The sequence below is a fragment of the Gilliamella sp. Imp1-1 genome, from assembly GCF_001690415.1.
Taxonomy (GTDB): Bacteria; Pseudomonadota; Gammaproteobacteria; order Enterobacterales; family Orbaceae; genus Gilliamella; species Gilliamella bombi.
Window position 1 is genome coordinate 22,961 of record NZ_LZHK01000021.1, and the last position, 12,051, is coordinate 35,011.

A 12,051-nucleotide genomic window follows, 5' to 3' on the forward strand; every position below is an offset into this window, starting at 1 on the left:
TTATCCTTATTTATCTTTGTAAAATGTGATTGCGGGTGATTCGACTGTTGTATTGATTTTTACAGTTTCAATTTCGTTAATAGCTGTTTCAGGTGTTGGGTCAAATGACACACGTACAGCGTCGTAGCGAGTTTCTTTTGCTTTTGGTACATACATTTTCATTGCTACCACATCGTTCGTCTGATCTAATTCCTGCAATAAAGGATAGATCGGCAAAGAGCTGTCATGAGCAATAGTAAAGCTTTTGCTTTTTGCTGATTTAATGGTTGGTAATTGTCGTTCTGTATCATCATCCAAAAATTGAATTTGAACAAATTGTTGTTCACCGCCCTCAGTAGCAACCTCTTTTACCTGTGGTAATCTTTCCCACGCTGTAATTTTAGTTAATGTTCCGCTACCCTCATCAGCAGGAAATGCGATGACATTTGTCGTGTTAATATTGCCAAGAATGACCTCTAAATTATTAACTTTCGATACTTTAGCAACCGCATTATTTAATTTTGTCCAACCCGAAGCAATTAGAACCTCATCACCGACCACAAGCCCGTGATTCGCTTTCAATGTAACAACCGCTTCTTTGGCGTTTGTAATAGTTTCAAATGCTAAAGCCTCGCCTTTTGATTTTTGCACGTAAACACGTGCGCCGTTAGGTAATGCAAAACCCATAGTAAAACTCCTAATTAAATTAATGTATCAGCACGGTAATTCATGCTAATTGGGATGGTGTAAGTGGTTTTATCTGTGATAGCAGGATAAACGCTTGGTATTGAGTTGATATAGAGTGAAAAATTATCTTTGGTTAACTCTGTGTTGAGCTTAAAATGTTTAATAATCGCTTCTGATATTTGCTGAGAGCGTGATTTACCAGTGTTAATTGGAGCAACTACGCTAACTTGGTAAACTCCTTTGTAAATCCGTGAATTACCGCCCAAATCAAAGCTGGTTGTGATTGCTGGCAATATGTTAGATTTCAAGTATATTTCGTCATTAGGTGTTGCTTCAATGTTTTCATAAATGATTGGTAAACCTAGCTGGTTGGCAATGATATCTAGATGCGATTCGAGCAATTCTGAAATTGTCGAAATCAATTATTAACCTCCTTTTGTGGTGTTTTCAAAATGAACTTGAGCATTTAGTGCGGCGACCCTGACAATACCGTTAGGCGCTTGTTTAGAGTGTCCAAACTCTAATCTCACACTGTAAGGTAGGTTGTTAGTAAAGTAGATTGACTGAACACCATTTGTATACCGCCCAATCTGCTCGATACCATCTTTTAACGTGTCCATTCCTGATGGATCAATTCTATCTAGTTCAACAGATGCAGGCACATTAAAGGTAACTTGCCAGTTGCCACGAAAACGTCCACCGACATAGCCTTTGGGTGCATAACCTTGCCATAATTCAGGCTGTCCTACTGGTGACATTCTGATAATGTCTTGCAAGATTTCGATACTAGCCTTTTTAACTACAAGCTCATTTTTTGCTTTCGCTTTATCTACAAACGCATTGATAGACGATAGAAAATTTTGACTATTCGACATTTACGCTTTCCTTAACTGTGATTTGTAGCATATAAGAACATCAGCAGGTTTTACTGGATTTGGCTGTTTAATCAGATATTTTTCACCGTCAATGATTACAATATCGTTGATTTTCAGCTCAACATCAGCAGAAAAAACCATCTGAACATCTCCAGACTGAATAACTGTTCCGTCAATCTCAATCGGGTTGTAATTGGTTTTTATGCCAATTGTTGTAAAGGTTTGATTTTCGGTAATAACTTCTTTACCGTTAACAATCGAGACCTTACCCTTTCTTAATACTGAGTATTCCATTCCGTATTTTGAAAGGAGCTTCAAGGCTGTATTAAATGAACGTTCATAAAAGTTCACCATCACGACCTCTCGGCAATACAATTTATTGAGAACCCACTGCTAACAACCAAATCGCCCAATATTGACATAACAGCCGTATACTGCGGTTTAAAGCCAGATTCATCGACCGCATAAGCGACTGTTAACGCACCAGCTATAGACTCCGACTTTACTGGAGCCTCACGCACACTAGGCAATAAATCATCCGAAATAGCCTCAATAGCTAACATACATTGAGCTGTTATTAGTGGAGTTGGGATCTCATTGCTAGGTAATAAATAGCCATCCAAAACAATATTCTTTCTAGGAAATGGTAAAGTTTGGCTTTGTTTGGCTTTCTTACCTGCCCAATTTAATCCATTCAAATAGTCCATTGCTTTAATGAGCAATGATTCTTTATTGTCAGGTAAACTTATATCTCTTGCGTTAGCAAAATGCTCTAAATCATCAATGCTTGCATAACTGTTAAAGTTGCTAGAATTAGGATCGGCATTAATCATTCATTGCTCCATAAAAAAGGGCGTAAAGCCCTTTGTTTTAATTATTTACTTTGGCAGATCTGCTGTTAACGTTTGGCGCTCCTAGTTTGATTAAAACGCCAGCGGTAGATTTATTGCTGTCAAAGTGTTTTTTCCAGTTAACTTGATTGCTTAGCTTGGCTAAATCTGGGTTAGCACCTTTTGATGTATCCCAACTATAACCGAGTAAATCAATGTTAACTGTACCCTCTGCACGATATCCGATTGCTAGGTTCTCTTGCGTATTGATGTCATAAGAACGGAAGCCCGGAGCTTGTGACTCAGTGATTTTTACAGCACTTGCAACTAAACCTAAAATCGCATCAACTGGCGCAGAATCGGTAACTAATACAGGTTTGCCTAATGTACCTGGTTGTCCACCGTAAACAACAACGCCAGCTTCTTCGTATAGCTTGTTATCCATTGCCTGATCTACAATGTCAAAGTAGGTTGTAGAATGCATAACAAATAAAGCAACACGATTGAATTTGTCGCCGTATTTGCGTAATCCTTTAGTTAATGTTTTCTTCCCATCGGTCGCGATATCTGCGGTTACTGTCATGTCAGTGTTAGCACCAATCGCAGCCATTAGAGAATTGATGGCATATTTAACGTAGCCCTCTAATGTTGCATCTGCCACATCAACGCCGATCACCTCTGAAAATTCAGAAATATCACGCCCACGGCGTTTAAATGCTTCTTCTGTTGTTTCATAGGGTCCATATTTCCACGGTACTTTGACGCCCACAGCTTCGCCTGCGCCGATTTTTTTACCTGTAACAGGATCAACCGAATTAACATCACGTGGATCAATAGAGCCGTTAACTTTGTAAAATGCCCGTTTACGAAAATCTCCTTCAATTAATTCATTATCGATAAGAATTGCACCATTAGATGCCGCATTAAATACATCCAAGTTATCTTGGCGTCGCTCTAAAAATGCGGTTTGTGCTAAATCGTTGTAAATGATTAAATCTGTATTTACTGTTGTTGCCATTATTTAACTTCCTCTTAATCTTTTGGTAATTTTAAATATGCTTGTTGACCATATTTCTGGATGTAGTTGTGTTTTTCCGTACTGGTCATTTTTGAACGAACTAAATTGGAACCACCTGCCTTATGTCCTCCTCCTCCAGTGCCTTCAGCTCTTGGAAATAGGTGTGGAGCATTATCTTTTAATGATTCCACCCACTCTTGAGGTGTTAAAGGAGTTTTACCGTCTTTACCAAGTAAAGGTTCGCCATCTTGTCCTACTGCGACAGCCTCGCCGTCATCACTTAAAATAAACATGCCTTTGGCACGTAAACTAATATCTTCTAATGCTTCAGGTAACGCTCCCGCTTTCAATGCCGCATTAGTCATTTTGTTGCTAAGTACAATACTGCTATACTTTTCAGCTTTTTTTTGCGCGCTATCGGCTCGTTCTTGTTCTGCTTTGAGTTTTTTATCAAACTCGCTTCTAAACCGCTCTGTGCGTTTGTTTAATACCTCATCGATTTTCCCTGCTGAAATAAGTTTTGCTTCTTCATCATCTGAAAATCGCTGTAAGATTGTTTTGACGGCGTCAGGATCAATCCCTTCAAACTGCTTTAGTTTTTCAGATAATGCCTTTTGTTTACCTAACAATTCATTATTTTTATTTTTTAAGCCTTGCGTGTTTTCAGCAACTGCTTTATCAATTAAGGCTTGCACTTCTGGGGTGATTGTCGCGCCACCACCAGCATCGCCACCTTCTTGCGCTTCTGAATAAAACTTTCGGTTGATTTCTCTAAATAACATAATTTCCCCTCAGGATTTGAGCTTTGCTCTGAAAATAAAAAAGGCCGCATATAGCGACCTTGTAGATGTTAATGAATATTTATTTATCTATTGTTTTGCTGTTTTCCATTTTATTGGTAACTGCACTCATACTCATAGCCATCATACGTTTAATGGCTAAATTTGGCTCGTTATCAATCAACTTTTGTATCTCCACTAAGATGTCATCATCCCACGGCTGTTTTTGAATTAAAGCGTGGACCTTTCTTAGATTATCGTTTGTCATGTTTTATTAACCATTCTAGTATTAAAGGATGAATTCTCTTTCTCGATTCAGTATCGCCAAGCATATACAAAGCAAAGCTTTCAGAAAAAAGCTCTTCATTTGAATCAGAAGAATAATAACTTAGCACATGCGCCCATTTGTCATTATATGCAATTTGAGTGATTTTAGATAAATACTTCTCATCTTGATAATACAGATAGTGCCCGAATTCGTGCGCTATTGTTCCTTTTATGCTTTGAACTGATGCGTAAGGTAAAACATCCAAGTTAGCAATTATCCGTGCTAGCTGTTTTTTATCTGGAGATAAATCAATTTCATAAATGGCCATATCTTTAAACCCTAGCATGGCGGCGTTTTCTGCAATTGCCTCCCATTCGCTTGGGTCTAACATCCATTGCGCCATGTGAATTGAGTTTTGAGATAAATTATAAGCACCAGCCGCAGTTTCCGAAAATTTATCTTTTGTCCCTAACCATGAGAGTTTTGATAAATTGAACCTTTTAATAATATCTTCTGATATTTCAGCAACATCTTTAGCGCTTTCGAGAGATGTATCTTTCGGAAATTTAACATTAGCAGCTATGCTTTTTCTTTGCATCCAATTTTCAACATCTTCAACTGTTCTTAAATTTGAAAGTTGACCACTAAGTTGGTTGTTTAATTCGTCAATTGTTAATAAGTGTCCATCACGAGTGAAAAACTTTTCTGGCTCAATTTCTCCATTTCGTAATAACCTCGCTCTTTCTACCCCTAATATTTGCTCTTGCCTCTCCTGTGATTGTGTTTTTAGCCACTCAAGATAAGATGTTTTAGCAGGAACTTGACCATCCATTGATGCTCGTATGCCAGTTGGCACCTCATCAATGTCGATCCCTAGTTCACGATAACTTTTTAGTATAAACGTTTCAACAGACCGACAACAAAAATGTAATTTACCCGGTCCGTCACCGTATGGAATGTCATGACCGATAGGCTGGTTATCTAATGTATACTGTTTTAAATCACGAATAATACACATCGGAGTAGTACTAGTATCAAGCGTAGATAACCATTGCTTGCCTTTTATTAAATCGCTATTAGCCTTTCCGAACTCATCACGAGAAACGGCGGCTGTGTGAGATACAGCTGAGCGAATTAATGATGATACGTTTCTCTTACTCGTTTCTAAAACGCCATCTTTATAATTGTTCTTTTTAGTACCTCTCACTCTTCTAATAATCTGTTCAGTGGTTTCGCCAGTTACATAACCAGTTCTAACGGCATTTGTAACACGTTTAAGTCTGTCATCTTCGATATTGCTTACCCATTCAGACAATAATCGCCCTTGAAATGGTTTTGCTTTTACCACCGCAAATAACTGATTGGGCGATATCTGCATTAAAGGGTATTTAGTTTTAACAATATCGGATAATAACGATTCAAACAGTGAATATTGATAATTACTCTCATATTCACTAAATGCATTTAATTCACCAAAGAGATAATCAGAAAATGAATTTAATGACTTAACACTACTGAGCATTGATTCAAGTCGTGATATTTTAAATTCACTAGAAGATAAATCATCTAACGCAATATATAGCTGGGCTGTTAACTGTTGATCAACGACATTTAGAAGTTTAAGTGATTCTCTTATTAAATTATGCTCATAACCAACCAGATTAACGCGGTGATAAATTGCTTCATCGCGAAGTTTTTTGTTAATTGTCATAAATTAATCCAGCAACTGAGGATCTGCGTCTTTTAGCTCCTGCTTGACGGTTTCAGGATCTGCGCTTGGGTCAATGATATCTATTTTTTGCATTGCACGTATCATATCCTCATCCCTGATTGCGCCTGATTGCCATGAGCTAACAATAGCGGTAATCATGCCAGCATCAGCAATCTTAGAAATAAACTCTTGATTGATAGAACAGACAATATTATCAACCACTACCCCAAGATAATGAGCACACCATTTAAGTGCTATCGTGTAAGCCTCCGACACGTTAGAGCAACATATACCGAGTACGGATGTTGATGCTGTTTGATCACCATTAGCTTGTGTTGCGGTTTTAGCTGATGAGTTTTGTTCTATTAACCTAGCGCCTAGTGCCACCATATAATTGCGCTTATCGTCCATACCCTCTTTAGCTAAAGTGTTAGGCTGTGCTTGGGCGTAAACAAAATTACCGCCCTGAGGAAGTAATAATGGGGTACGAGATCCAATCTTGACACCATTCTTTTCCAAGAAATCTCGCCATTCAGTGTCTAATCCGATAATTGCAGGCTGAACCTGACCACAAAAGAACAAACTATCTTCATAATCAGCACTATTACGATAGTGTCCTAAATTGATTTCAATTAATGAAGATAAAGGGGAATCATCAATTGTTGGGTCGTTGTTTTGAGCACCTACAAATGTAAATGGAATTTCATGCCAATGATCTTCATTTTTTGGTTTTGGCTCATAAATAGAATCAATTTCATAAGGTCCACTGTTATTTTCTCCTGTGCGACGCCAAACCTTACAGATAAACTTGCCTTCTTCAATGGCTAACTCTCTGTATTGAGTGATATCTTTAAAACCATATCCATCAGAGACTTCAACTACTTCCCGAAGAACAACTAAAACTAGCTTATCTTTGCCGTTAATTCGTTGTGTTCGCCAGTTAATAATATCTTCTGCTTTATACGATAAAATCATAGCCTCATTAGAATCTGAGGAATAATCAACATACAGACCATGACGACCAACTTCTAATACTGATTCAAGCGTTGATTGTGACTGTTGGTAAATACTTGTTCCAGCACCATCTGCATTAGTTTTAAGATATTCCAACTTGTTAGGGATGCTAATTGTTGGATTTTTGCGGAAAGCCATGCCAATTAAACCAATTTTTGTGTGACCAGTAATACTATAAAAAACCGCCCTTGCAATATAATCTTGATTGCGTTTTTTATTACGTTCACTCTTATCTGTGGGATCTAAATAAGGTAAATACTGATTACCTTTTGATTTAATTATTTCAGCTCCAGCACAAACATCCCGCATTTTTTCCCAGTTAATAGATGCTTGTTTGTGCTCAGGTCGAATAAAAGTAATGTCATGATTCATTAGAATGTTGTTTCCATTTGAATTGTAAAAGCTTGTCTGCGTGCATTTCGATTAGCTACAGCAAAATATCTAAACGCATCCGCGCCGTGTGATGTGTGGTCATGTAACGGTTTATCTCGCCAACAGCCGTTTTTATCGTCCCATGCTTTTCGGTATGCTTCTAAATAAGCAATACCCTGTTCGCATTTACCTGCATCGAATGCACAAAGCGGAAGAATTTCACGAACTGATTCGATGCCATCATCAACACTAAGCCTTGGTGCGACATTAAACTTAATACTGTATTTCTCGCCGTCAATTTCATAGCCTTCTTTTGCTATCTGTTTACGGCTCTTACCATCACCCGATAATTCACGATTATCAATATCATGCGGTGCCCAGTGCTCAGCATATTCATAACCAAGCTTTTGGGCTTTATCTTTCAGGACCTTCATATAGTGCCTGAGACCCTCGCCACTATTTTCGTAGTAGTCGATGATGTGAAATTCTTCACCCACTTTACGCACAAACCAAATAGCGGTTGAATCACCAATACCCAAATCCCAATAAGTGCAAACATCTAAATGGCTATTATCGGGTAGCGTGGTAATGCGTTTTTCTTTGTATAGTTCTCTGAATTGCCTTGCATAGTAAGCGCCCTCGATTGATTGCTCAAATGCTTCGCTTGGGATAGATGGATATTCACGCTTCATATCATCGCCAAGCGTTTTCTCTTTAGCGTGATACCAAGCTTTTTGTTGTTCGGTAAAGTTGATACCGTACTTAGCTTTTATCTCGCTAAAATATTCCTCTAATCTAGACGGTAATTGTTCAACTGGCTCTATCGCATAGAGTGGATTTTTCCACCAAGAGAAAAAAAAGAACTTCCAATCAAGTGATGATAAAGGCTTGCCTTGAATATGGGCTTTTTCAGCTGTATTACAGTAATCGTAAAAATAACCACTTTTACCCTCTGCGGTGCTTTCTATTGTAATGAAACACCCGGTAGCAACAGCTTCAAAAGCACCGGTAACAATTTCTTTAGCTTTATCTGGGAACTTTGCACAAATTTTACCGAACTCAGAAACATGCAGATAACGAAGCGTGCCTCCACGGAATGAAGTTGATACATAAAGCGAGCCACCTTTTTTAAATACCAACTCACCTGCGGCATCATTACTAGCAGGATTCGCTTGCTTTATTTCTTCTGGCAACCTGTCATACGCATATTTTACTTTTTCTCTAAATAATCGTTTAGCATCATTTAGAGTATGAGCAATCAACGCACACTTGGCTGATTCAAATAATGCCGCGTCTAGCTGAATAATGCACACCTCGGTAGTAAATCCTAATTGACGAGCCTTTAGGATGATATTTCGAGTGTGCATACCTTCAAAGTATTCAAGCTGCTCAGGTGTCATCATAAAGCGAATTTGCTTACCTGCTTTATCCGTGATGTAGTAGAGGTTATTTAAACGCCAAAGCTTATTACTGAGTTTTTTTAAATGACCAGGAGATAACATTAACCCTCCCGTGATAGTTTATCCATTAAATCCGAAAGTTGGCCAACTGAATTATCTTTTGGTGTGTCGTCAATGTTGTAAGCTTGTCGCTCTAAAGTGATTAAGTTTTTAAGTGTTTCACTTAATGCTTTCATTGATTTAACTCTTTCTGGCATGGATATGACGGACATATAAACTTCATTGAGTTTGTCCCTACCGTTTTGGTCTGGATTTGCTAATAACTCACCAAGTTTTTTGAATGCCTCTATATCTGCACATTCAGTACCAAGCTCTTCAAATAAGGCGTTGGTAATATTACGAGCTTTACGAATATCGCCTCGGTGTTCCATGCGAATATTGGCTATTACTTCGGCGTTAGCTTCAATTAATACCCTTTCTGATAATGAGTTTTCCGTGCGTACCTTTGTGCGTACCTCTTTAGTGCGTACCAATTCATCAGACTTATTTTTAATCTTTTCTGATAGGTCTCTAGACCAATTTCCTTTTTTTGCCTTTTTCCTAATAGCGCCATCGGTTATCCCGTTTTTACTTGCTATCTCTCTTATGGACAACAAACCAGCCCTGTAGGCTGATTCGATAGCCTCCCAGTCTGGCTTTATCATAATCTTTCCTTAAATTAATAATTGAATTTGTGATTGCTCTTGTAGTTTTTGCATCCTGTTTATTAAATTTGGTTTCTTCTCTTTGCCCCAGCGTCGTAATAAACGCCCTGACATGCTAGCTACATCTTTTTCTTTCATGTACTCAAGCATTAAATCATTATGTTGTTTCATGTAGCTATTTTGTAATTTAGTGAGCAGCTCAGCCATCCAGTTGAACGCTTCGATGTATGCCTCTTTAATTTGCGCAGCTTTCTCTCCAGTAAACCCCATAATTAAAAATATGCAGCCATCTTTGGTAAGGTTGTACATTTCCCTAGCCTCGCCTTTTTCATCAATATAATTAACGGGCACAAAATTGCGCTCGTTAAACTTCTTCGAGCAATTTAGATTTCTAATTGCCCTTAATATTGTTTTATGCTTTCTTCCAAAATATTTGGCAACTTTTAACGATGTCGTCATTACTTGATTACCTTGTAAAGTAACCATTTCGTTAAAATCAAATTTAATAATATTCATGGTGTTCTCCATTAGAAATGAGTTTTAGTCACACAGGGAACCAGTCAAGAGAGGTAACCATGAAAACCATCTGATTCCCTCTAAAACTCATTCCTAAGTGGCTCTTGTTGTCTGCCGTGTGATGGCAAATTTCAGACATAAAAAAACCGCACGAAGCGGTTTGATTAAATATGCAGTTATTTTTTATAACTGCTCGGGATTTTTTATAGTTTATGCGGTAAAAGTGAATAGTTATTTATACTGGTAGTTAATTGAAAAACTATTAATGAGGAGTATCTAAGTTAGTAGTTTTAAGGGGAGTTGGTTCACGGTCGCCAAACTTAGAAGCCAGATCCCCTAGTACGAAGAAATTAAACATGATACAGATAGAAATGTAACAAATTGCTTAATAACTTTATTTGATCATGTTACTCTAAGTGCACATTTATTATAAATTATTTATCTGAGTTAGTACAGCACTAATTACTAATTTCCCTTATCGCTCTTTTATCCGCATTACATTTTTCAATAACATTTAATAAATGTTCGTTATATTTCAAACTATCGCCGAACGTCATTTTTTTGGACGGTAAATTCGGCAGACAATCACTGAGCAAATTTGCCGGTATCGGTCGATTGACGTAAACCTTTCGCTCTGTTGTACAAGCTGTTAGAAACAGGCACAGGCACAAACTGACTAGCGCAGTCATTATTTTTGAGTTGCTCATTGATTTGCTCCTGCCGTTCAATAGACTGATTTTCTAGCTCACGTTTGTTATTTTCGTTATCTGCTATAATTTGGTTGTTTCTAGTGATGTCCTGGTTCAACTGTTCGATTTTTCCGAACAGTTCAGCATTATCTTTTTTGAGCTGTTTCTTCTCTTGATAATTGTTGTAACCGAAATAGATAGTAAATACAAAGCCGATAATGATTAATGCCGTGTTCGCTATATTTACTTTAGACAATTTGAACATGATGAATCACTCAATAATAACGACACAAATAAAAACCAACCCCAACCGTTGACATCTTTAACCGCCATTATTGAAGCGATGATAAAGCATAAGATAGACATAACGCTTTCTCCTTCTCTCGTCTGATTACTAAGCCATTCAAAACCTTACCGCCTGCCTTGTTCCACCTTGGAAACTCATTACAAGCTGCTTTATAATCACCGTTGTTCAGATGTTTATACATCATTGATTTCCGCATGTTTGAACAACCACAATTAAACGTAATCGAAGTAACAGCATCAAAAACAGGCTGTGGTAGATGAAAACCGTTAGCGTAGCGATTAACACACCGCTCCGCAGTTTTGATATCACCAACCCAACGCTCCGCTATTTCCTCGTCTGAATAAACCTTCTGCTGAATATTACCCGTTGAGCCGATACCTACTGTTAACACATTAGCGGGGCAATAATATGGCTCTCTTACGCATGATTCAGCATTACCGATTATTTCAAGCCCTGCCTTGCTCGTTCTGATTTCGTCTGAGTAATTAGCAATAACAATCCCGATGATTACTGAAACACTACAAATCGCACTCGTCGCTATTCTTGTTGTGTTTTTCATAGTATTGTTCTCTCAAATTCTTTTTATGATAAAAATCTCGGCGTTTATATACCCAGTTAATAATAAACGTCGCTATTGATAAAATAATACCAACCACAATAGCAATATCGTTCAAACTGAGCGCACCAAATAGAGTGCATATAGCTCCCCAGAAATACGAAATCGGTGAAGTGTATTTTTCCATAATAAATATTCTTGTTAGTTAATGATGTGACAGCGTACTAGCTAAATGTTAGTTATGTGTGTGTCTAGCTTTGCTGTCGATTCTGTAGATGCCCCCAAACGTATCACAAACCAGATTTATCCAGATTGTGTAGAGGTTATGAAGGGGACTGTTATGGTG

The 12,051-nt window shown here is 37.9% G+C and carries 16 protein-coding genes and 1 pseudogene; all 17 read right to left on the reverse strand.

Annotated features, from left to right (window positions below; translation table 11 throughout):
• Positions 1-6: 6 nt before the first annotated feature.
• Entirely contained in the window at positions 7-666 is a 660-nt protein-coding gene (locus A9G38_RS02390; protein ID WP_034910064.1) for a phage tail protein, read from the reverse strand.
• A gap of 14 nt (positions 667-680) precedes the next feature.
• Positions 681-1,088, reverse strand: coding sequence for a phage tail terminator-like protein (locus A9G38_RS02395; protein ID WP_051634131.1), 408 nt, complete (start codon positions 1,086-1,088; stop codon positions 681-683).
• A 3-nt stretch (positions 1,089-1,091) separates the two neighbouring features.
• The gene (locus A9G38_RS02400) at positions 1,092-1,541 is read right to left on the reverse strand and encodes a hypothetical protein (protein ID WP_034910065.1); all 450 of its coding nucleotides are present in this window, start codon (positions 1,539-1,541) and stop codon (positions 1,092-1,094) included.
• Entirely contained in the window at positions 1,542-1,892 is a 351-nt protein-coding gene (locus A9G38_RS02405) for a hypothetical protein (RefSeq protein ID WP_202961523.1), read from the reverse strand.
• 2 nt (positions 1,893-1,894) lie between these two features.
• Positions 1,895-2,374: a DnaT-like ssDNA-binding protein gene (locus tag A9G38_RS02410; RefSeq protein ID WP_034910068.1), complete on the reverse strand. Its 480-nt coding sequence runs from the start codon at positions 2,372-2,374 to the stop codon at positions 1,895-1,897.
• 37 nt (positions 2,375-2,411) lie between these two features.
• The gene (locus A9G38_RS02415) at positions 2,412-3,389 is read right to left on the reverse strand and encodes a major capsid protein (protein ID WP_034910069.1); all 978 of its coding nucleotides are present in this window, start codon (positions 3,387-3,389) and stop codon (positions 2,412-2,414) included.
• Between the two features lie 14 nt (positions 3,390-3,403).
• Positions 3,404-4,171: a hypothetical protein gene (locus A9G38_RS02420; protein WP_034910070.1), complete on the reverse strand. Its 768-nt coding sequence runs from the start codon at positions 4,169-4,171 to the stop codon at positions 3,404-3,406.
• Positions 4,172-4,250: 79 nt separating this feature from the next.
• The gene (locus tag A9G38_RS02425) at positions 4,251-4,436 is read right to left on the reverse strand and encodes a hypothetical protein (RefSeq protein WP_034910077.1); all 186 of its coding nucleotides are present in this window, start codon (positions 4,434-4,436) and stop codon (positions 4,251-4,253) included.
• Between the two features lie 649 nt (positions 4,437-5,085).
• Positions 5,086-6,147, reverse strand: a pseudogene (locus A9G38_RS12715) (hypothetical protein); the annotation flags it as partial.
• Between the two features lie 3 nt (positions 6,148-6,150).
• The gene (locus tag A9G38_RS02435; RefSeq protein ID WP_034910078.1) at positions 6,151-7,533 is read right to left on the reverse strand and encodes a DUF4055 domain-containing protein; all 1,383 of its coding nucleotides are present in this window, start codon (positions 7,531-7,533) and stop codon (positions 6,151-6,153) included.
• Positions 7,533-9,035 carry a hypothetical protein gene (locus A9G38_RS02440; RefSeq protein WP_034910079.1) on the reverse strand — a complete coding sequence of 501 codons (1,503 nt, stop codon included), beginning with the start codon at positions 9,033-9,035 and terminating at the stop codon, positions 7,533-7,535. The genes A9G38_RS02435 and A9G38_RS02440 overlap by 1 nt, the downstream gene beginning before the upstream one ends.
• A complete protein-coding gene (locus A9G38_RS02445; protein ID WP_034910080.1) occupies positions 9,035-9,637 on the reverse strand; it encodes a hypothetical protein in 603 nt (200 codons plus the stop codon). The genes A9G38_RS02440 and A9G38_RS02445 overlap by 1 nt, the downstream gene beginning before the upstream one ends.
• Positions 9,638-9,646: 9 nt before the next feature.
• On the reverse strand, positions 9,647-10,153 hold the full coding sequence (locus A9G38_RS02450) for a Rha family transcriptional regulator (RefSeq protein WP_034910081.1): 507 nt from the start codon (positions 10,151-10,153) through the stop codon (positions 9,647-9,649).
• Between the two features lie 458 nt (positions 10,154-10,611).
• Positions 10,612-10,842: an Rz1-like lysis system protein LysC gene (gene lysC, locus A9G38_RS12720; protein ID WP_080702288.1), complete on the reverse strand. Its 231-nt coding sequence runs from the start codon at positions 10,840-10,842 to the stop codon at positions 10,612-10,614.
• Positions 10,739-11,107, reverse strand: coding sequence for a DUF2570 domain-containing protein (locus A9G38_RS02455; protein ID WP_034910082.1), 369 nt, complete (start codon positions 11,105-11,107; stop codon positions 10,739-10,741). Before A9G38_RS02455 ends, lysC begins: the two co-directional genes overlap by 104 nt.
• A gap of 67 nt (positions 11,108-11,174) precedes the next feature.
• Positions 11,175-11,708, reverse strand: a complete 534-nt coding sequence (locus tag A9G38_RS02460; RefSeq protein ID WP_034910083.1) for a lysozyme — start codon at positions 11,706-11,708, stop codon at positions 11,175-11,177.
• Positions 11,668-11,892 (reverse strand): phage holin family protein, encoded by a 225-nt coding sequence (locus A9G38_RS11555; RefSeq protein ID WP_080702289.1) that lies wholly within the window; start codon positions 11,890-11,892, stop codon positions 11,668-11,670. Before A9G38_RS11555 ends, A9G38_RS02460 begins: the two co-directional genes overlap by 41 nt.
• Between the last annotated feature and the right edge of the window lie 159 nt (positions 11,893-12,051).